This window comes from Phaeodactylibacter xiamenensis, from assembly GCF_000759025.1.
Lineage (GTDB): Bacteria > Bacteroidota > Bacteroidia > Chitinophagales > Saprospiraceae > Phaeodactylibacter > Phaeodactylibacter xiamenensis.
This window is the reverse complement of record NZ_JPOS01000083.1, coordinates 37,736-58,998: the sequence shown is the minus strand read 5'-3', so window position 1 is coordinate 58,998 and position 21,263 is coordinate 37,736. Positions and strand designations below refer to the sequence as shown.

Here is a 21,263-nt window from a genome sequence, read left to right as displayed (position 1 = left end):
CCGCTTACTCCGGCGACAGGCTTTCCTTAAATTGGTCGCGGTATTTAGGCCCTACCGGCAGCTTTTTCAAACCTTCCTCCGGCGCAGACCGCAATTCTAGATAGGTGTAATTGCTGGCGTAGCTTCGGATATGGTTTAGATTGACAACAAAGCTATCGTGTATACGCATAAAGTGGTCACGCGGGAGTTTTTGTTGCAAATTCTTGATACGGTTGCGGGTCACGTAAGTTCCGCCAGTCGTTACAATTCGTACGTCTACGTTAGCGCCTTCCAGATAGAGGATTTCCTCATGCGCCAATTTGACCCATTTGCTTTTGCTCTTGATGAGCAGATGCGCCTCTTGTTTAGTTACGGGCTTGCTATCATCTTTTTGTTCCAGGCTCCGCAGCGCCTTTTGAATGGCTTTATTAAGTTGCTCTTCCTCGATGGGCTTAAGCAGGTAACCTGACAAATCATAATCGTACCCTTTGACAGCATACTCTGCGAAGGCCGTTGTAATGATCACCCTGGGGCTTGAAGGGAGTTTTTGAATGGCTTCCAGAAAATTGAACCCACTGGCCTCAGGCATTTCAATGTCCAGAAAAATGAGATCCGGGACAAGGGTTGCGCTATCGGAAAGATAAAGGTAGGCGTCCTCCGCATTGTCAAATGCCCGAAGCAGCCGTAAGTCCAACCGGCTGTGCAACAAGTCAATAAGGTGTTCTCTCTGCAGCGCTACATCCTCAACAATGATAAAGCTGTAAACTGCACTCATAGCACAGGGATTTTCAGGTTAATGGTGTAGTAAGGCGGAGACTTATCCACTTCCAGCCGGTAACGCCCGCCATAGACCAGCTCGAGGTTTTCTATGGCTGCAGAAAGCCCGATTCCACTCTTTGCCTTTTGTCCATCTACCGTGCCTTCGTTGCGGGCGTGAGGTTTGAAGCTGTTTCGGATACAGGCTTCCAGCCATCCTTCAGTTATTTCAAAGTGGATTTGTATGAGTTTTTCTCCCGCTCCTCGGCTGTTGTAGTGTTTGAAGCAGTTTTCTACAAAGAGTAGCAAAATCATTGGTGCAATTCTTGCGTTATCGGGTGCCTGCCCTTCTTCCCGGTAGTCCAGTACGGTATGTGCGCCCAGTTGGAGCCGCTGTAGCTCAACGTAACTGCGGATAAAACGCAGCTCGTCCTGAAGCGGTACCAGCCGCTCGTTTGTTTGATAAACCAGGTGCCGCAGCAGTCGCGACAGCTCACCGATCAGGTCCGGCAAGCCCTCAGACTTTCGTCGTGCGAGGATTTGGAGATTCGCCAGGGTATTGAACAAAAAATGGGGCCGGATTTGCCGCTTGATGAAGTTCAGCTGCTGCTCAGCCTCCCTGCGGCGGCGGATGATATCCAGCCGTTCTTTCCGTTCCAGTTCGCGGCTTCGTTCGATAGCCTCTTTGGTATAGGAAATCCCGGTTGTGCAAAGAATGAAAACCAGAATAGCGATGACCAATTCATACCACTGCTGCTCGATGATGTCAAAAGCGGCATGCACGACAGGGGCGTAGATAAAGGAGAAGACCACTGCAGTGATGAGGCTCAGCAACAAAAAAAGATAGAAGGAACCATTCTTTACCCACTTCCGGTCATGAATGCTACGGGTCAGAAAATCCTGCAGCCGCCCCTGATACACAAAGAACAGGTTGAAATAAACCGGCACCCCCATCATAAGCGTGTACCCGAGGGCTTCCCGAAATACTTTCCAGAAGGCTTCCCGCTGATAGCCGAAGGTGTCCAGGAGCTCCGCTTTACCCTGATACCAGGCGTGCACCGCAAAGAAGCAGAAAACCACAATCAGCACCACTGCCCCAAATACCAGGTGCTGTACCAGGTCTCTGCGCAATGCTTCATAAAGCCGGTCTTGGGCATGTGTGATTTTCATTATTCCAGTCTCTGCTACAAAAACAGGGCTATCTGCTACAATTATTTGAAATTGGTGTCAGCAAATGGCAAATTAGTAATTGTAAGTGATAATGATAAACCTGAACAGGTTATAAAATACAGATTTGCATTCCCGACAATCCGCCAGCGTGGCTCAATACCCACTGGCGGATTTGTTTTTGATTAGGGGCGGATTTGCTCAAACAAGCCTCGCAGGGCCTCCCGTTCTACCGTATGCTTTCCTTCAAAAGTATGTACCTGATAATTCATTGGTAATTGCGCAGCAAGAGCTTCTTGGGCTGCCACGCGCTCCGGCGTGATAAAAGGGTCTTCCGTGCCATACACGAAGTGCAGGGGCTTGTCTTGAAAATGATGCCGGACAGGACCATAGTCAATATCCTCTGGAATACTACCTGCCCAAAGAATGAGGTGGGAGAAGGTGGGGTTTTCACGGGCTATCCATCGGATCTGCGTGGCGCAGCCCTGAGAGAAGCCCAGCAGGATAATTTGGGCGCCGTCAGGCAAATCAGCCGTGAAGTGTATATACAGCTTTGTCAGGTAAGCCGAAAAATCTGCAATTTCAGCCAGCCGGTCCTCCTTTGTCATCCAGCTTGCTACCGGATTACCGGAAAGCCCGCCCCAGTAAAAACGGGAAAGCCCCTCCGGAGCGACTATGAGCGTATCCGGACGGGCAATAACATCAAATTTTTTGATAAAATGTTTAGCCAACTGCCCGTAGCCGTGGCAGGCGATAACCAGGCAATTCGTTTGCTCTGTACATTGGCCAAAGGTGAAATAGCGGGCCGTGCGCTGAACGCTAAGGTGGTATTCTTCAATCAAAGTGGCAGTTATTGATTTCCGCGCCCAAAAATATCTTTTTTGCGATTGTCTAAGATAGGTGATGGACGGGGCGCTTCCTCAGATACCTGATCGAAGACTTTCTCCACGTGAACCCATTTGCCGTCTTTTTCAAGCTTATAGGCTTCGTAGCTGCCATCCGGGTAATAGGTCAGTCCTTCACCATGAGGGCCGTTTTGCCCGATCAGATGGTCAAACATGATCATCTCCAGCACATCATCGTAGTTGAGGCGGGTGCTTACTTCAGCTGAATACTCCCGCACCACGCGGTGCTTTACTTTTCCGGGACCATGCTGAAAAACCGGCGCGCCAAACCTCGGCTCTCCGTCCTTGAAAACGAGCACATCAATCAACTTCCGCTTACGGAACAGCTCGTAGCCATCGTACCCGAAAAGCAGGTAATGGCGATCTCTTTTTTTGCCGGTTTGCTTAATGTTGTAGTAAACCGTTCCATACCAATAGTCGGGGCTCATGACCTCATACTCCGGCATACGCACCTCTGCAGAGTGATCTTCCAGCGGATAGACACTACCTGAGCTATGCTGCAAAAAACCACCGTAGCGGTAATCATTTTCACTCACATACAGCTGCCAGGTGAATATCCGGAATGTACTGTCCTGAGGATACTGAATGGAAATACCCCGCAATCCGGAAAAGGGATATTGAAAAGCATATTCTGCGGAAAGAGCCTCCTGAAGCAGGTTTTTGATTTCTGTGCCTGCCTTTAACCGATGCTCCGCAAGCGAGTCCCTAAGCAGGGTTTTAGCAAGCCCCGAAAGAGAGTCCTCTACCATTTCAAAGTAGGTAACATCTTGGGGAGCCTGAGCCGCCAGCGGTACCGCAGAAATCGTCAGGAAAGCGCAAATAAAGGACTGGATTAGCCTGGAAATCATACTATCGTTTTTGGACTAACCGAATAACGTTCAGTTGGCTTCCTATATTTTGAGCACCTAAAAATCCTTCCTGCAGTAACGGCTATAGCTTATTGATTACCGGTAGCGTTTGCCCTTATTGTTTTTGTAATCCTGAAAGATGAACTCTCCCAGCCCCTGCAGGCTGCTGTAAAAGGCTTTGCCATTATTTGCCTGAGTAAACTGCTCTACAAAATTTTGAAGGTAAGGGTCGCGGGCAATCATGAAGGTCGTTATGGGAATATCAATTTTCCGGCAGCGCTGCGCCAGATTGAGCGTCCGGTTGACAATGGTCCGGTCGAGCCCGAAACTGTTTTTATAGTACCGTTTACCTTTCTTGATGCAGGTCGGCTTGCCATCCGTAATCATAAAGATCTGCTTATTCGGATTCTTGCGGCGGCGCAGGATATCCATGGCCAGTTCCAGCCCTGCTACCGTGTTGGTGTGGTAGGGGCCCACTTCAAGGTAAGGCAGGTCTTTGATTTCAATACGCCAGGCGTCGTTACCAAACACGATGATATCAAGCGTATCTTTGGGGTAGCGGGTGGTGATAAGTTCAGAAAGCGCCATGGCTACTTTCTTGGCAGGGGTAATCCGGTCTTCCCCATACAAAATCATGGAGTGCGAAATATCGATCATGAGCACCGTGCTCATCTGGCTTTGATAAAAGGTCTCCTTAACTTCCAGATCGTCGTGGGTCAGTTTGAACTCATCAATGCCGTGGTTGATTTGAGCATTGCGCAGGCTTTCTGAGACCGCCAGCTGATCGAGAGGGTCGCCAAACTGAAAAGGGCGGAGGTCAGAAGTCGTTTCGTTGCCCCCACCGCCGAAATTGGTGTTATGGCTGCCACGCTTGGACTTTTTGAGTTTGCCAAAGATATCCTCCAGTGCCTTTTGGCGCAGAGCAATTTCCATTTTAGCGGAAGGCACAAAGTTAGCGTTGTCACGGTCCTGTTGCTGAATATAGCCTTTATCAATCAGGTCTTGTATGAAATCTGCCATACCATACTCCTCGTCAGTCAGGTCATATTGCTTGTCCAGTTCGGTGAGCCAGGAAAGCGCTTCGCTGACATCTCCCGAGGTATGTACCAGCAACTCCTGAAACAGCTTAAGCAGCTTCTCGAAAGAGGCCCCGTCTTCCTGTCCGGGAATGTATTCTGAGAATTTCCAACCTATCATACGTCTCTGTTTTTGGTAAGGCATCCGTTTTGGACCTACAGACATGAAATGACAGTCGCCCTGAAAAAGTTCAGAGCGACGAGGATTATGCTTTGTATGCAAGGCGGCTCAGGCAGGCGTATCGTTTTCTACTTCACAGCATTTTACCAACCCGAGATAGTCTACACGATCTGATGCCAGCTTGTGGATAAAGCTATTTCTAATTTCGCCATCCTGAATAACAAAGGCGCCGGGCATTTGAAAGCCATCGCCCAACTGCGGGCCAATGCCATGTCCTGCAACCACACCGGCAGAAAATCCACGTATCCAGGACTGCAACCCGAAAAGTTGGGTAAAATTACCTTTAACCAGGCCAAACTCTGTGTAGTACTTGCACTCAGGGTCACTAATATGCTGTACCCCTTCCAACCCGTAGCGGTTGAAGTAGCGCTCGGCCACCTCATTATCAGTCATGTGAACAAAAACCAATTCGGAGCCTGAAGCCTCAATATCCTCCCGTTCTTTGGAAATATCAGCGAGAGCTTCCCGGCAGAAGGTACAGCCAAAATGCCGAAGAAAAACCAATAAAACCGGCTTATTTTCAGATAACGCCATCAGGCTGGCGCCTTCATTGGTCACCATTTCCTTCAATAGCTCATCTTCAACTGGACGGTTGGTTTCCATACATTTTTCGATTTTCAATATTCTTCAACATCCACAGCTGAACATTGTTTTGGTCTCAGCCAAAGAATGTATTTCAGGGTATCTGCTTTCAATTACATCTCCGACGATAAATATCGAATAAAAAATACAACTCTGGAAATGGAATTTGTCTGAAAAAAGCAACAATCCATATATAAAGCAGACGGGGCTCCCGCACGGTTACGAAAGCCCCATCTGACAGGGTCTAACGGACGGGATAATTTAGATGTCCATCTTCTCAAATACTTCCATTACAGAACGTACATGTTGAGCCGATTCAGTTAGCAGCGCTTTTTCATCTTCATTGAGCTGCAGCTCGATGATCTGCTCAATACCATTTTTGCCCAGCTTAACCGGTGCCCCAAGGAACATGTCATTGATGCCATACTGTCCGTCGAGGCGCACGCAGCAAGGGAATATACGCTGCTCGTCGCGCACGATGGATTCCACCATTTGAGCAGCTGCCGCACCCGGAGCATACCAGGCCGAAGTGCCCATCAGCTTGACCAGTTCGCCACCGCCAACTTTGGTACGCTCTACGATAGCATCCAGTTTGTCTTTGTCGATGAGTTCCAGCACAGGGATACCAGCAACCGTGGTATACCGGGGCAGTGGCACCATAGTGTCGCCGTGTCCGCCCATCAATACCGCCTGAATATCTTTAGGAGACACATTCAGCTCTGTAGACAGGAAAGCCCGGTAACGCGCAGTATCAAGGATACCAGCCATACCAAATACACGGGAAGCATCAAGACCTGAAGCTTTGTAGGCTGCGTAGGTCATTACGTCCAGTGGATTGGAAACCACGATGATAATAGGGTTCTTCGAGTGCTCCATGATAGAGCTGGAAACCATATTGACAATCTTGGCGTTGGTGGCGATCAAATCATCGCGGCTCATGCCAGGCTTACGAGGAATGCCGGCGGTGATGACCACAATATCCGAATCAGCCGTTGCTGCATAATCTTCCGTTCCGATCAGCCGGGTGCTGTAGTAATCAATTGGAGCCTGCTGCCAGCTGTCCAGCGCTTTGCCCCGCGCCATGTCGCCTTTGATATCCAGGAGGACGACTTCGTTTACCAGGTCCTTATGGGCTAAAACATTAGCACAGGTTGCGCCCACATTGCCGGCGCCGACTACGGTCACTTTACTCATAACTTTTTATTGGTTTTTGCTAATTGACTTATCTGTATCCGCTGATCCTTAGTATCAGGAAAGTCAGCGGGGCAAACTTAATTAATTATCTTCAGCTTCCGAAGTAACTTTCGTCATATCAACGGCTGCCTTTAATCACTTCTTCAGGTCTCTTGCCCGGTTTTTAGCTTTGGATTTTAGCAGATTTGGCACACGTTAGACAAATCATATTTTAAATTTTTGCTACTTTTGCGGTGCCAAATTTACCTCTATAAAGATTAAGAGTAAAACAAATTTTGCCTCCTTCTACCGAGGTCTTCATCAGCAAAATATCTCTTGGAAATGTTAAAAAGGTTTTTCCTTCTGTTTTTTGTCGCATTGTCTGCCCTGCTTCCTTCACAGGCTCAGGAGACACACTTCCCCTGTGGGATCGACCACGAAGGTGCACAACTCCTCACCGAGCGCCTCCTCGAAAACAAAGCCGCTCTTGAAGCCGGCCTGATCACGGAACGCAGCACCAGCTATGTGCCTGTAAAATTCCACCTGGTCGGACAGGCGGATGGCTCCGGCCGCGTATCGCCTTCCAGAGTACTTGACCAGCTATGTGCCCTCAACGAGGATTTCGCACCAGCAGATATTCAATTCTACATTAAAGATGGTTTCAATGAAATCTTCAATAATGCAGTATTTGAAAACCATTCCAATACGCAGAATACCATTATGGAATTCGAAAGGGATAATAACGCCATAAATGTTTTCATTCCCGCTAATGCCAATACTGGCGGAGGTGGGATCGGTACCACTCTGGGGTATTATTCTCCCTTCAAAGACTGGTTGGTCATCCGTAAAAATGACGTGGGCACCTCTGAAATTACCATGACCCACGAGTTTGGCCACTTCTTCAGCCTGCCCCACCCTTTCAATGGCTGGGACTTTGAGCCATGGGATGCGGCCACGCATGGCACCACCGTCAATCAGACCACTGCTCCGGATAATTTTACGCCGGTAGAGCTGGCAGATGGCAGCAATTGCGGAAGTGCGGGCGACTTCATATGTGATACACCGCCCAACTATAACTTTGGCTTCGGCTGGGCCAACTGCAATTTCACAACAGAAGTGAAGGACCGCAATGGTGATGTGCTTGACCCGGAAGAGCGCCTGTTCATGAGCTACTTCCTGAATTGCCCACGGGAGGAGTACTTCTTCTCCGATGACCAGATTTCGCTCATGCAGGCAGACCTTGCTTCTTCTCAGCGGTCTTACATCAGGAGCAACCACACCCCGGTGCTGGAAGAAATTAATGAAACGCCGGTACTTACTGGCCCGATCAACAGCGAGATTGTGGAAGGCTTTAACGCGGTCAATTTGTCTTGGGATCCCGTACCTGGTGCTCAGGCTTACGTATTGCAGATTTCACGCCTGCCTACCTTCTCTGCCACGCTTACGGTTTATGATGAAGTGGTTTATGGCACCTCTAAAGTAATCAATAGCCTTCTGGAGAATACCAATTATTTCTGGAGGGTGCGCCCCTTTAGTGCTTACCGGACCTGTACAGAATTCTCGGATGCCGAAGCCTTTACCACCGGCAGCACCGTAGCTGCGGATGACATTGAACTGCTTGACGTATTCAACGTAGCACCAAACCCTGTAAGCGGGCAGGCCAACGTTCTGATCAACCTAAAGGCTAATCAGGCTTTTTCCGCATTCCTTTCTGTACATAATATGGCAGGCCAGGAAATTGCTCAGCTTGGCGAAGTGAAAGTACAACAAGGCAGCAGCACCTTTGAAATGCCCGCCCAAAACCTCAGCCCGGGTGTATACCTCATTGGGCTCAGCAGCCCTGAAGGCCGGCAGTTTAAGCGGCTGGTCGTCACCCGCTAACCTCCTGCCCTCCGCTGTCCTTCTTTTTCTGAAAGAGAAATGACAAATTTATCTTTACCGATAATGCCCAATGAACTACTTGTTTTATTGGGCATTATCATTGGGCCAGGCACCGTCACTGCGGCGCCAGCACATTAGAAATATGATAACAAATCTGCCAGATGAATTTAAAAAGACACCAATTCTACCTGTTACTGCTTGTTTTAATAGCCGGCTATTCCGAAATATCTGCACAGGCAACAGGCGACTTCTGCGCCACCCCTCCCGCAAAGAGCGAATGGCTGGAATCCTATCAGCGCAATCCGGAAAATTATGCCGTCCGTTCAGGAGAGCTACGCTACATTCCACTGACCATTCATCTTGTCGGCAATGATGAAGGCTCGGGCTTTTTTACCGGTGAGCAGCTGGCAGATGCGCTTTGCACTTTAAACGAAGATTTTTTGCCAGCTGATTTGCAATTCTTTATTGCCGGAGACATCCGGTATATCAGCAATTCTACCTACTACCAGCATACATTTGGGCAAGGCTTCCAAATGATGCAGGAGAACAACGTGCCCAATACGGTCAATTGCTACTTTGTACAAGACCCCGGAGGTGCCTGCGGCTACTTCTCTCCCGGAGCTGATGCGGTGGCGATGTCCAAGGGCTGCAGTGGCGTCAATAGCCATACCTGGGCGCACGAGCTCGGCCATTTCTTTTCCCTGCCCCATACCTTCTCGGGCTGGGAAGGTACGGACTACAGTCCCATTGACCCTACCCCTGCGTTCATCAATGGCCGGCGGGTGGAGAGGATGGACGGTGGCTTTTGTGGCACTGCCGGCGATGGCTTCTGCGATACGCCACCAGACTATTTAAGCTACCGGTGGCCTTGCAATACTGAAGGATTGAGCAATGTACAGCAAAAAGATCCCGCCGATTCCACCTTCCGTTCTGACGGCACTTTCTTCATGAGTTACGCTAGCGACCGGTGCATGAATCGTTTTTCAGACGAGCAAATTGCCGCCATGCGCGCTAATATTGAGTTTCAGCGCCCCGGGCTTCTCCTCAACCCATTCCTGCCGGATTTGATTCCGGATACCTTTGAAGTGGCGCTGCTTGCTCCCGATTCAGGTGCGGTTTTTGACGTCACCAGTTCTGTTACTTTGGAATGGGAAGCCGTGCCCGGCGCCATTGGCTACGCTATAGACTTCGACCTCTATGTGCCTTTCAATGGGTCCACGATCAACTTCAGGAGCTATACTACATCCACCAACAGCCTGATGCTCAACAACCTGCAATCCAACCGTACTTACATTTGGAAAGTTCGCCCCTTCGGCCGTTACGATGGTTGCACAGCCTACAGCACTCCCAAAGCGTTCACAGTAGGCACCTTCGTGGATAGCAAAGATGCCTCATTGGCGGCATATGGGCTCCGGGCGTTCCCCCAACCAGCAAGCCTGAGTACCGGGCACTTCAGTGTGGAATACGAAATTCCCGGAAATGAACTGGCCCAACTCCGCCTGATCAACAGCAGCGGGCAGATTGTACAAACCCTGCAGTTTGAGGCTCAGCCCGGAAAGCAAACTGCAGAGGTCCCAACAAGAGGCCTGCCACCCGGATTTTACCTCCTGGAACTGACAACAAGCGCCGGGCGATGGGTGGAAAAGTTAAGCCTGTCCCGTTAGGCACTTCAGCTACCGGATGGAGAACTGCCTACCATTGTTTATCTTTCGAAAAAATGCAGACCAATGGCAAAAATTCTACACGCACTGGTTTTAATTCTTGGCCTGGCTACAGCAGTACAGGCACAATCCAACTGGGACTTCCCCTGTGGCACCCCACCGGGCAAATCTGACTGGCTGAAGCGCTATCAGGAAGCCCCGCAGCTTTATCAGCGGGACAATGACACGACCTTGTATGTCCCGCTTACCATACACATCGTAGGGAGCGATTCCGGTAATGGGTTCTTTTCCCTTTCGGGGCTGAAAGCGGCCTTCTGCAAACTCAACGAAAGCTTTGAAGAAGCCAACATTCAGTTTTTCATGGCTGGTGAGATCAATTATTTGATGAATTCGGCATGGTACTCCCATGAGACTGTTTTGGAAGGAGCGGAAATGATGTTTGCCAACAACGTTGATGGCACCTTGAATATTTACTTCGTCAACGATCCCGCCGGCAATTGTGGTTACAACCTCCCCTATGCAGGCATCGCCATGCGCAAAAGCTGCTCCGGGCCCAATGACAATACCTGGGCGCACGAAATCGGGCATGCTCTGGCTATCCCCCACCCTTTCCTGGGCTGGGAAGGCGGTATCAGCCACGATGGGTCACAAACGCACAACTACAACAACCCGGCGCCCGAGATCATCACCTATGACTATACTTTTTTTCAGGATACCCTGATTGAGGATACCTTAATCATTGATACCGCCTACGTAGAATTACTGGATGGCAGCAACTGCAGCTTTGCCGCTGATGGTTTCTGCGACACCTCGCCGGACTATCTGGCTCAGCGCTGGTTTTGCGACGCCAATGGGGAAAGCCCGGTCCTTCAAACAGACCCCACCGGTGCCAGCTTCCGTTCGGATGGCAGCCTGATCATGGGCTATTCTGACGATGCCTGTCAGGCCAGGTTCACACCGGAGCAGATTGCCGCCATGCGTGCCGATCTCTACGATGAAAATCCGGATTGGATTTCTCAGGAGCCGCCCATGGGCCTCGTAGCCAGTACAGTTACGGAATTTCTTAGCCCGGAAGAAGGTGCGGAGCTGCCTTTCGATGAAGTACTGCTTTCCTGGACGCCGGTTGAAAATGCAACTCATTACATTGTGCAAATCAGCCCGCTGCCCACCTTTGGCCTCCGGTCTGAGTACATTGCGGAAGGTAATGCCCTTGTGGTAACCGACCTTGTGGCTAACCGCGACTATTACTGGCGCATCACACCATACAATGCCTATTCTTATTGCGCACCGATTTCGGAAGTAGGCACCTTTAGCACCACCAATGTAAGCAGTGTGTCTGCAATCGATCAGCTGGCCTCCCTCAGGGTTTTCCCTCAGCCAGTTCGTGGAGGAAATGCTTTTACGGTCGATTTCACAGTCAATGCGCCGATTAAGGGCCGGATCAGGCTTTTCAACAGCATTGGGCAAGCCCTTCAGGAGACTGCCCTGAACTACGGTGCCGGGCAGCACACCCTGCAGTTTCCTACCGCACAGCTGGCAGCAGGACTATACTTTCTGTCCTTTCAAACAGCGGAAGGACAGGCTGTTCAGCAAATTGTTGTTGAATAATTTAAGCAGCAGCTATGGCTTTCATGTTAAGAAAAGCCACAGCCGCTGCTCAAGCGCTATGGTTACTCTGGCTTTTGCATCAGCAGTGTAAACAGATGTGGCGCTCCCACCAGAGGTTCACACTCAAACCACCCATCAGGCCTTGGTCTCATGTTAGGGAAGCAATCAAATGGCGATGCCGGATACTCTTCGAAAGCCTTTAGTTCCAGCCCTTGACCCATAAGTGCATTGATCACTTCACTGATACTGTAGCTCCAGGTGTACTCCATACGGGTGGTGCCTTCTTGCGGATTGGCGTAAGACCCCACGACTTCTTCCGCGTAGGAAGGCTCTGCACTCCCAAAATAACTACAGACATATTTACCCGTATCAAAATCGAACATCATCAGGCCCGGATGGAACTCGGCGACAAAGAAAATACCCCCAGGCTTCAGGTGACGTGCCACTACTTCCCCCCAGCGCTTGAGGTCCGGGAGCCAGGTAAGGACGCCGTAGGAGGTAAAAACGATGTCATAGGTTTCTTTCAAATCGAGTACTAAAACATCCGATTGTACAAAACGGGCAGCAAGGCCCATTGATTCTGCCAGCGAGCGGGCAGTAGCAATCGCCTTGCCTGAAAAATCCACGCCTGTAGCCCGAGCTCCAAGCCTCGCCCAGGACAGGGTATCCTGTCCGAAATGACACTGAAGGTGAAGCAGGCTTTTGCCGGCCACCGGCTCCAGCGCTTGCAATTCCGGTTCCATCAGGGAAGACGCGCCATTTCTGAAGGCTTCCATATTGTAAAAGTCTGACTGCGGATGGAAGCCGGCCCAGCCGTCCCAAAGTTCACGATTAGACTGCAGGTAGGTGTTCATGTTTTGCGGGCATGAGATTAATTGCGATATTGCCGTTCTTTCTAATTATTGGAAAACAAAAATAGTTCCAGAACATGGCAGACCAGAAGAAAAACCCACAAAATAAACTCAATATAGAGTTGCCGGAAGAAGTAGCCGAAGGTGTTTACTCCAACCTGGCCATCATTTCCCACTCCAATTCAGAATTTATTCTTGATTTTGTGCGCCTTGTGCCCAATGTGCCAAAAGCGAAGGTGAAGTCGCGCGTCATTCTTACCCCACAGCATGCTAAGCGGATGCTGAAAGCCTTGCAGGAAAACATCCAGAAATTTGAAGCCCAATTTGGGGCCATTGACGAGTCTGGCCAGCCACCGTTCCCTCCGATGAGTTTTAATACGCCAAAAGCACAGGCTTAAGGGGACAAAGGGGCGAGGCTGCCCGAAAGCAGCCTCGCCCCTTTACCAGTTATTTTTCCTCCAGAAATATCTCCGCCATCATACAGCGGGCACTGCCGCCGCCATGCTGCTCAATCGTATACAGCGGGCTATGGAGAATCTGGGTGTATTGGCCAATCAATTCCACCTGCGCAGGGTTGAGCGACTGATAAGCCTGCTCTGACATGACAAGGTAAGGCGTGCCGTCTTTGCCGGCTACCTGCAACATATTCCCGGCAAAGGCCATCATCTGATCCAGGGAAATTTCGATAATCGCTTTTCCGGTGGCGGCAAACTGGTCTTTAAGGAATTGCTGCTCTGCTTTATCAGGCACAGCATCCAGGCAAATGACCACAAAGTCAACGCCCAGCGCCATCATCACATTGGTGTGGTAAATAGCTTTACCATCGCCATCTACAGCAGTGAACGCTACTTTTTTGTAGCCCATCTTGTTGCAAAATGTTTCCAGCAGTGCTGTTTCTGTGCGCGGGCTCAGGCAGGCATAGGCGATGCGGTTGGGACGGTCCAGGATAAGGCTCCCCGTGCCTTCCAGAAAACGGCCCTCGGCTTCCGTGCCTTCAAATTTTACCCGGTCACGGACCTCGAACTGAGCGGAGAGCTGCTCAATGACATCCTCCCGCCGCTCTTTACGGCGGGTCGGCGCATGCATAGGGTATGTTGCTACAGTGCCATCCTGATGGAAAGTGACCCAGTTGTTGGGGAAAATCGCATCCGGCTTGATCGGCATGGTCGTGTCCTCCACCACGTGCACTTGCACACCGGCATCGCGCAGGCGAGCTACAAAAGTATCGAATTCCTGAAGCGCCTGCTGCTCTACCTGACCCGAAGTAAGGTCAGGGTTCAGGCTCTGAAAGGCATTATTGGTGGCGGTTTCCGGGTTGTATCCGAAATGAGCTGGGCGTACCATTAGAAGGTGGCTGGTAATTTGGCGTTCTTTCACGGGCTGTAATTTTTGCCGCAAAGATAGGTTTTGGGAGGGACACCCCAAGCCCCTCCCCTGCTTTTTTACGATTCCGATGCAGCGGTAGCTGCCGGGCGGCTGATGCTGGTCTTTTGCTGTTCCAGTACCAGGTCTGCCACGGTCTGAATCCACCTGGGATCGTCATTCAGGCTGGGAACAAGGTCGACGTGTTCGCCGCCCATTTCCTCAAATTCTTCCTGATACTCGGTACCAATTTCGATGATAGTCTCCAGGCAATCAGCTACAAAAGCCGGGCTAAACACCAACAGGCGTTTTGCACCTTTCTCCGCCTGCTCTTCGATGGTCTTGATGGTATAGGGTTGTGCCCAGGCTTCCGGCCCCAGACGGCTTTGGAAAGCGGTAGTGTACTGTTCCTGCTTTAGCCCAAGCTCTGCCACAATGGCTTTCGTAGTGGCATGGCACTGCGCAGAATAACAGAATTGGTTCACCGGAGAAATATTCATACAGCAGTCCTCCTTTTTCGTACAGTGGCTGTCCGTAGGATCACCCTTGCGGAGTTGCCGTTGTGGCAGGCCGTGGTAACTAAAAATAATGTGATCGTAGCTGTCCAGATCAAACTGACGGGCATTGTCCGCAAATATCTTGATCATGCTGGGGCGGTCGTAATAAGAATTGACCATTTTGACATCCGGGATGATCTGCCGCGTGGAAAGCTCTTGCATGACCGCGTCGTGCACAGAACCAGTGGTGGCCGAGGCATATTGCGGAAACATCGGTATCACCGTTATTTCCGAGACCAGGGCTTTCTCCAGGTTTTCGATAGCATGGCCGATGGACGGATTCTGGTAGCGCATGGCGAGCTCCACGACATACTCATCGCCAAGCAATTCCTGAACGCCATCCCGGACGCGCTCCCCATAGAACTTGAGCGGAGAGCCCTCCTCCGTCCAGAGCATTTTATAGAGCTTGGAAGAACTGCCGCTGCGAAAAGGCGCAATAATACCGCGCACCAGCAGGTTCCGGGGCAGCCACGGGTAGTCAATGACACGGGGATCCAGCAGAAACTGCTTGAGGTAACGATACACCGCCCCTCTCGAGGGATCATCCGGTGTGCCTAAATTCACCAGTAGTACGCCTTTTTTTCCAATACTCGTCATGCCTTCGTTCTGTCTGTTAATACTCATTTTTCGGAATGTCAACCTTTCAAACGCTCACTTGCTTTCTTAGTTTAAAACCTTGTTTTTATTTATGGCCATGTTAATGTATTTTTGGCCACTCACCCGCCCAGCCCCAAGTTACGGGTATGGCTCAAAAAAAATTCCATGAAACGACCTCTGATACTGGTAACCAATGATGACGGCATCACCGCACCCGGCATTCGCACGCTGGTTGAAATTGCAAAAACACTTGGCGATGTGGTGGTGGTCGCTCCGGACTCCCCTCAGTCGGGCATGGGGCACGCCATTACCATCAGTGGACCGATCCGGCTTCATCCCAACAAACAGGTATTCGAAAATGTGGAAGCCTACGAATGCTCGGGCACGCCGGTAGACTGCGTGAAACTGGCTAAACATGTGGTGCTGAAAGACCGGCAACCTGATTTGTGCCTTTCGGGTATCAACCATGGGTCCAATGCCTCCATCAACATCATCTATTCGGGTACGCTCTCGGCGGCGATGGAGGCCTCGCTGGAAGGCATACCATCCATTGGGCTCTCTCTGCTCGACTACTCCCACGAAGCAGACTTCGAGCCTTGTGTCCCTTTTGTTAAAACCCTGGCGGAATGGGTTTTGAATAACGGCCTGGAAGAAGGCAGCCTGCTGAACGTCAATATTCCGGCTATTTCCCGATCGGAACTCAAAGGGCTGCGGGTTTGCCGTCAGGCTGATGCCCGATGGATCGAAGAATTTACGGAAGCTGAAGACCCCCGGGGGCAAAAATACTACTGGCTCACCGGCCGCTTCTCCAATGATGACGAAGCCGATGATACTGATATCTGGGCGCTGGAAAATAACTATATCTCGGTAGTGCCATCCATGCACGACCTGACCAATTACCGGGCCATCAAGACCCTCAAGCAAATCGAAAAACTGTAAGGCATGTTCCAGAAAAACAACCTCTTTTATGGTGTGCTGATCGGGTTGCTGCTGCCCGCACTTGGCTTTGCGCTTATCTATTTTGGGTATGGCATGCTGGAAAATAGCGGCGTAGTGAGCGAGCGCGGTTTCTCCCCTTACTTTCGGGAACGGACATCCGCTGTAATTGCTATTTGCCTCAACCTGCTGCCGCTGAATAAGTTCATGAAAGCGCGCGCTACTCAATCCATGCGGGGCATAGTGCTTGCCACAGTCGTCCTGGTAGCAGCCTGGGTCATTTACTTTGGGAAATACATCCTTTCATGAAGTACTACATCATTGCTGGTGAAGCATCAGGTGACCTGCACGGCAGCAATCTGATGAAAGGGCTGAAAGCCGAGGACGAGAAAGCTGATTTCAGAATCTGGGGTGGCGATCTTATGGAAGCGGAGGGCGGTCAACTGGTGAAGCACTACCGGGACCTGGCCTTTATGGGCTTCTGGGAGGTCCTAAAAAATATCCGCACTATTCTGGGAAACATTAAAATGTGTAAGCGGGACATTCTGACTTATCAGCCTGATGTACTGATCCTTATCGACTACCCGGGTTTCAACCTACGTATTGCGAAATGGGCTAAAGCACAGGGCATACGTGTGTTCTACTATATTAGCCCACAGATTTGGGCCTGGCACAGCAGCCGGGTGCATGGTATTAAGGCCAGTGTGGACCGTATGTTTGTCATCCTTCCCTTTGAGCGTGACTTTTATGCGAAGTACGATTACGAGGTTGATTTCGTCGGGCATCCGCTCATGGACGTCGTGGAGGCCTTCGAAGCGCCTGCGGATTTCACTACGGTCCACCAACTGAATGACGCTCCCATTATCGCTCTGCTGCCGGGCAGCCGCAAACAGGAAATCGAGCGCCTGCTTAATGTCATGCTCTCCATCGTCCCGGACTTTCCCGGTTATCAGTTTGTAATTGCAGGCGCACCTTCACAGGAGCGGGCGTTTTACGAGCGGGTCATACAGCTGTCGCCGCTTTCCAAAGAAGCGACAGAGCGGGTCCACTTTACCGACAACCAAACTTATGCCTTATTGCAACATGCGGAAGCAGCCCTGGTGACCTCTGGCACAGCCACTTTAGAGACCGCCTTGTTTGAGGTACCTCAGGTCGTCTGCTATAAGGGCAGTCCCCTCTCCTACTACATTGCCCGGCAGGTCGTCAATGTGGATTATATCTCTCTGGTCAACCTTATTGCTAACCGGGAAATTGTCAGAGAGCTCATACAAGACGACTGTAACCCGGAACGCATACGGGAAGAGCTGTCAGCTATTTTGGCCGGTGGCGACCGCCGGGAATCCATGAAAGCAGATTATGACGCCCTTAAAAATCAAATTGGGCAGGGCGGTGCCTCCCGCAAAGCAGCCCGGCTTATGGTGCAGTATGCTCAGTCTGAGGGTTAATCGGTAACGCGGACCAGCTTTGCGCGCTGTGTTTCCAGGACACCCAAAGGCACCAAATCGAAGCCTTCTGCCTTTGCAGCTTTCTTAAAGTCGCTCACATGTCCGGGCGCTACTGCTGTCAGCAAGCCGCCACTGGTCTGAGGGTCGCAAAGCAAAAAGCGTTGTTCATCGGGCAGGTCCTCAATCTTGTGCCCGTAGCTGCTCCAGTTCCGATGAGTGCCGCCAGGTATGCATTTCTCGCCCAGGTAGTAATCCAGGATCGCTTTGTCGAGCAGTGGGACCTGTCTGAAGTTCACCGTAGCACTCAGCCCGCTGGCTTCACACATTTCGCTCAAATGCCCCAGTAAGCCAAAGCCCGTCACATCCGTCATGGCATGTACGTACGGCAGGCGGGCAAAAACCGCCCCCACTTTGTTGAGTTGGACCATACTATCGCGGGCGATGGTCCTGTGTGCTGGTTTCAGCTTTTTCTTTTTTTGTGCCGTACTGAGAATGCCTACGCCCAGGGGCTTGGTCAGAAAAAGCACATCCCCTGCTTTTGCGCCTCCGTTCATTTTTAGCTCGTCCATTTTTACCCGGCCGGTCACGGCGAGCCCAAAAATCGGCTCCGGGCTGTCGATGCTGTGCCCGCCTGCCAGCGGGATGCCTGCTTCCTGGCAAGCCTGACGTCCCCCTTCAATCACCAGATTAGCTACCTCGGGCGGTAGTTTATCTATGGGCCACCCCAGAATGGCAATGGCGACCAAAGGCGTAGCCCCCATCGCATAAATATCGCTGATGGCATTAACGGAAGCGATCCGCCCAAAGTCAACCGGATCGTCTACAATAGGCATGAAAAAGTCCGTTGTGCTTACGATGGCGGTACCATCGCCCAGATCAAAAACTGCTGCATCGTCCCGTTTATCATTACCGACAATGAGCCCGGGGAATGGTACTTTTTCATTAGCATGCGCGAGGATTTCATCCAGGACTTTGGGGGCGATTTTGCACCCGCATCCTGCACCGTGGCTGTATTCAGTTAGCTTATATTCCATTTTAGTGTCGTTTTTGATTTGCGAACGCAATTAGAGTTTGGGCAGTTTGAGCCGGATCGTCTTTTTCTACAGGTACAGAATAAACGGTTTGCCGTCCCAGTTTCTCAAAAGTGTGGTGGTGATAGGCTTTATCGTAATAAACGAGGGCTATTTCAGCAGCCTTGTGATAGTCCTTTTTCTCCAGGGCTTCAAAGGCAGCTTTGAGATTTTGCCCGCCGAGCCGTTTGCGGATACGCCCGAAAGCTTCTGTTAGTTGGGCATCAGAAAAGGACGCATACTGTTGCACCAGCCGGTTGAGCCGGTCATGGTGGCCCACCTGCAGGTCGAATAACGGGGCTTCGGTCATCGTTTTCCAGAAGCCCTCCGGAATATAGACCCTGCCAATAGCCCTGCTTTCATTTTCGAGCCAAATCCGGCGATCAGGGTCGAGCTGCCGGTAGGCTTCCCACAAGTCATTCTCAAACTGCCGCACAGTTGGCTGAGGAGCTTCCCCCAACGCACCGAAGGTAGAGCCCTTATGATGGGCCAGTTTTTCCAGGTCAATAATTTGCTCTCCTGCGGTTTTCAGCGCGTGAATGACCTCCGTCTTTCCGGCACCGGTAGGCCCGCCAACGATCAGAAAATTCGCTTTCACCTGAGCAAGTTCGGCTTGCACCCAGGTCCGGTAAGCTTTATAGCCTCCTTTAATGACCTGTACTTCGAAACCACTAAGGTCCAGCAGCCAGCCTACACTGCTGCTCCGCTGACCGCCCCGCCAGCAATGCAACTGTACCTTTCCAGCCGGAGCCAGCGCTTCAGCTTGTTCTACCAGTTCCCGCATTTTTGGGCCGACGAACTCCAGACCGCGCAGGAAAGCTTTTTTGGGGCTCACCTGCTTATAGAGTGTGCCTACTTCTGCCCGTTCTTCGTTTGAAAAGAGCGGTAAATTGTGTGCGCCCGTGATGTGCGCTTCCCCGAACTCAGCTGGCGTACGGACATCCAACATGGGGATGTCCTTTAATTGCGCAATAGCTTCCTTCGGAGAAATATAAATTATTGCCATTTATGTTTACTCTGCTTTTTCCCAATCCATACTGCGTTTGACGGCTTTTTGCCATCCCGCATAACGCCGGTCCCGCTCTTCAGCCGCCATCTCCGGCTGGAAGGCAATATCCAGTTGCCACTTCTGCTCCAATTCTTCCGGTTTCCAGTAACCCGTAGCCAGCCCGGCCAGGTAGGCAGCGCCCAGAGCCGTTGTCTCGATAATCTTCGGCCGTTCTACCTGTACGTTTAGCATATCGGACTGGAACTGCATGAGGAGGTTGTTAGCGCTTGCTCCCCCGTCTACACGCAATGCTTTTAAAGGGAAGCCGGCATCCTTCTCCATCGCATTTAGCACATCCTTGGTTTGGTAAGCCAGTGATTCCAGCGTTGCCCGGATGATATGGGCTTTGCCCGTGCCCCGGGTCAGCCCAAAAATCGCGCCCCTGGCGTACATATCCCAGTAGGGAGCGCCCAGGCCTGCAAATGCAGGGACTACATAAACGCCATCAGTATCAGGGACTTTCATGGCATAGTATTCAGAATCCGGAGACTCATCGATGATTTTTAAGCCGTCCCGCAACCACTGAATGGCAGCGCCAGCAATAAAAACACTGCCCTCCAGCGCGTACATTGGCTTCCCGTCCAGTCCACAGGCTACCGTAGTCAGCAGCCCGTGTTTGGAAGTGACCATTTCATGCCCGGTATTCATCAGCATGAAGCAGCCGGTACCGTAGGTGTTTTTGCCCATGCCCGGCTTCACACAAGCCTGGCCAAACATGGCTGCCTGCTGATCACCTGCAATACCGGCAATGGGGATCGGTTTGCCAAAAAGGTAGGCTTGGGTCTCGGCGTACACTTCGCATGAGGATTTCACTTCCGGAAGCATGGACTTAGGCACGCTCAGGATGTCGAGCAGGTGATCGTCCCATTCCAGTTTTTTGATATTATATAATAAGGTGCGTGAAGCATTGGTATAATCTGTCACATGTTGCTTTCCTCCGCTGAGTTTCCAGATGAGCCAGGAGTCGATAGTTCCAAAACAAAGCTCCCCGGCTTCGGCCTTGGCTCTGGCCCCTTCCACGTTGTCCAGTATCCATTTGACTTTGGTGCCGGAAAAGTAGGCATCAGCCAATAGCCCGGTATTTTCGCGCAGGTAGGGCTCATGCCCGTCTTTCTTTAGTTGGTCACAGATTTTGGCCGTACGGCGATCCTGCCAGACAATGGCGTTATGGATGGGCTCTCCGGTATTGCGGTCCCAAACCACTGCGGTCTCCCTCTGATTCGTAATGCCGATACCAGCAATACGATCGGTAGAAACACCCTGCTTACGAAGAACGCCTTGCGCAACCTTCAGCTGGGTATTCCAAATTTCGTTAGGGTCATGTTCCACCCAGCCCGCTTTGGGATAAATCTGGGTGAACTCTTGTTGCTCAGTCGCAACTATACTGCCTTCATGATCAAAAAGAATGGCCCGGGAACTGGTAGTCCCCTGGTCAAGAGCAAGGATATATTGGTCCATATAAATCTTGGTGTAATAATGATTTGATTAAGGGTAGCATGCCAAAAATATAAATTGTGGGTATATCTGCAAGAAATCTTATTTGATTTTCTCGCCATTACCCTTCTCTGGCAAAAAAACAG

General features: G+C 50.9%; 20 protein-coding genes. 7 read left to right on the top strand and 13 right to left on the bottom strand.

Annotation, left to right across the window (positions count from 1 at the left end; all coding sequences use genetic code 11):
• Positions 1-4 precede the first annotated feature (4 nt).
• The 7 genes from IX84_RS23145 to mdh form a co-directional block, all read right to left on the bottom strand.
• On the bottom strand, positions 5-754 hold the full coding sequence (locus IX84_RS23145) for a LytR/AlgR family response regulator transcription factor (protein WP_044226460.1): 750 nt from the start codon (positions 752-754) through the stop codon (positions 5-7).
• The gene (locus tag IX84_RS23140) at positions 751-1,905 is read right to left on the bottom strand and encodes a sensor histidine kinase (protein WP_044226457.1); all 1,155 of its coding nucleotides are present in this window, start codon (positions 1,903-1,905) and stop codon (positions 751-753) included. Before IX84_RS23140 ends, IX84_RS23145 begins: the two co-directional genes overlap by 4 nt.
• A gap of 182 nt (positions 1,906-2,087) precedes the next feature.
• Entirely contained in the window at positions 2,088-2,744 is a 657-nt protein-coding gene (locus IX84_RS23135; protein WP_052516331.1) for an alpha/beta hydrolase, read from the bottom strand.
• Between the two features lie 8 nt (positions 2,745-2,752).
• Positions 2,753-3,655, bottom strand: a complete 903-nt coding sequence (locus IX84_RS23130) for a hypothetical protein (RefSeq protein WP_044226451.1) — start codon at positions 3,653-3,655, stop codon at positions 2,753-2,755.
• Between the two features lie 96 nt (positions 3,656-3,751).
• On the bottom strand, positions 3,752-4,852 hold the full coding sequence (locus IX84_RS23125) for a vWA domain-containing protein (RefSeq protein ID WP_044226448.1): 1,101 nt from the start codon (positions 4,850-4,852) through the stop codon (positions 3,752-3,754).
• Positions 4,853-4,960: 108 nt separating this feature from the next.
• Entirely contained in the window at positions 4,961-5,515 is a 555-nt protein-coding gene (locus IX84_RS23120; RefSeq protein WP_044226446.1) for a peroxiredoxin-like family protein, read from the bottom strand.
• Between the two features lie 240 nt (positions 5,516-5,755).
• A complete protein-coding gene (gene mdh / locus IX84_RS23115) occupies positions 5,756-6,688 on the bottom strand; it encodes a malate dehydrogenase (protein WP_044226443.1) in 933 nt (310 codons plus the stop codon).
• Positions 6,689-7,009: 321 nt separating this feature from the next.
• Here mdh and IX84_RS23110 point away from each other — a divergent pair, with 321 nt between their 5' ends.
• The 3 genes from IX84_RS23110 to IX84_RS23100 all read left to right on the top strand — a co-directional run bounded on the left by IX84_RS23110 (position 7,010) and on the right by IX84_RS23100 (position 11,817).
• Positions 7,010-8,548 carry a T9SS type A sorting domain-containing protein gene (locus IX84_RS23110; protein WP_044226440.1) on the top strand — a complete coding sequence of 513 codons (1,539 nt, stop codon included), beginning with the start codon at positions 7,010-7,012 and terminating at the stop codon, positions 8,546-8,548.
• A 161-nt stretch (positions 8,549-8,709) separates the two neighbouring features.
• Positions 8,710-10,212 (top strand): zinc-dependent metalloprotease, encoded by a 1,503-nt coding sequence (locus IX84_RS23105; protein WP_044226438.1) that lies wholly within the window; start codon positions 8,710-8,712, stop codon positions 10,210-10,212.
• 63 nt (positions 10,213-10,275) lie between these two features.
• Positions 10,276-11,817 (top strand): T9SS type A sorting domain-containing protein, encoded by a 1,542-nt coding sequence (locus IX84_RS23100; protein WP_044226436.1) that lies wholly within the window; start codon positions 10,276-10,278, stop codon positions 11,815-11,817.
• A 62-nt stretch (positions 11,818-11,879) separates the two neighbouring features.
• On the opposite strand, the gene IX84_RS23095 is transcribed toward IX84_RS23100, so the two are convergent.
• Positions 11,880-12,671, bottom strand: a complete 792-nt coding sequence (locus IX84_RS23095; RefSeq protein ID WP_044226434.1) for a class I SAM-dependent methyltransferase — start codon at positions 12,669-12,671, stop codon at positions 11,880-11,882.
• Positions 12,672-12,745: 74 nt separating this feature from the next.
• Between IX84_RS23095 and IX84_RS23090 the strand changes: the two genes are divergently transcribed.
• Positions 12,746-13,066, top strand: coding sequence for a DUF3467 domain-containing protein (locus tag IX84_RS23090; protein WP_044226432.1), 321 nt, complete (start codon positions 12,746-12,748; stop codon positions 13,064-13,066).
• Positions 13,067-13,115: 49 nt separating this feature from the next.
• Here IX84_RS23090 and ctlX read toward each other — a convergent pair whose 3' ends face one another.
• Both ctlX and hemH read right to left on the bottom strand, forming a co-directional pair.
• Positions 13,116-14,045 (bottom strand): citrulline utilization hydrolase CtlX, encoded by a 930-nt coding sequence (gene ctlX, locus IX84_RS23085; RefSeq protein WP_238578329.1) that lies wholly within the window; start codon positions 14,043-14,045, stop codon positions 13,116-13,118.
• Between the two features lie 65 nt (positions 14,046-14,110).
• Positions 14,111-15,211: a ferrochelatase gene (hemH, locus tag IX84_RS23080; protein ID WP_238578328.1), complete on the bottom strand. Its 1,101-nt coding sequence runs from the start codon at positions 15,209-15,211 to the stop codon at positions 14,111-14,113.
• A gap of 138 nt (positions 15,212-15,349) precedes the next feature.
• On the opposite strand from hemH, the gene surE reads away from it, so the two are divergent.
• From surE to lpxB, 3 genes are read left to right on the top strand one after another with little or no spacing between them, the layout of a single operon-like run.
• Positions 15,350-16,123, top strand: coding sequence for a 5'/3'-nucleotidase SurE (surE, locus tag IX84_RS23075; RefSeq protein WP_044226430.1), 774 nt, complete (start codon positions 15,350-15,352; stop codon positions 16,121-16,123).
• 3 nt (positions 16,124-16,126) lie between these two features.
• The gene (locus IX84_RS23070) at positions 16,127-16,429 is read left to right on the top strand and encodes a hypothetical protein (protein WP_044226427.1); all 303 of its coding nucleotides are present in this window, start codon (positions 16,127-16,129) and stop codon (positions 16,427-16,429) included.
• Entirely contained in the window at positions 16,426-17,565 is a 1,140-nt protein-coding gene (gene lpxB, locus IX84_RS23065; RefSeq protein WP_044226426.1) for a lipid-A-disaccharide synthase, read from the top strand. Before IX84_RS23070 ends, lpxB begins: the two co-directional genes overlap by 4 nt.
• On the opposite strand, the gene selD is transcribed toward lpxB, so the two are convergent.
• From selD to glpK, 3 genes are read right to left on the bottom strand one after another with little or no spacing between them, the layout of a single operon-like run.
• Positions 17,562-18,599, bottom strand: a complete 1,038-nt coding sequence (gene selD / locus IX84_RS23060) for a selenide, water dikinase SelD (protein WP_044226425.1) — start codon at positions 18,597-18,599, stop codon at positions 17,562-17,564. The genes lpxB and selD overlap by 4 nt on opposite strands.
• 1 nt (position 18,600) lies before the next feature.
• Positions 18,601-19,641, bottom strand: a complete 1,041-nt coding sequence (mnmH, locus tag IX84_RS23055) for a tRNA 2-selenouridine(34) synthase MnmH (protein ID WP_044226423.1) — start codon at positions 19,639-19,641, stop codon at positions 18,601-18,603.
• A gap of 6 nt (positions 19,642-19,647) precedes the next feature.
• Positions 19,648-21,141, bottom strand: coding sequence for a glycerol kinase GlpK (glpK, locus tag IX84_RS23050; protein WP_044226421.1), 1,494 nt, complete (start codon positions 21,139-21,141; stop codon positions 19,648-19,650).
• Positions 21,142-21,263: the final 122 nt, after the last annotated feature.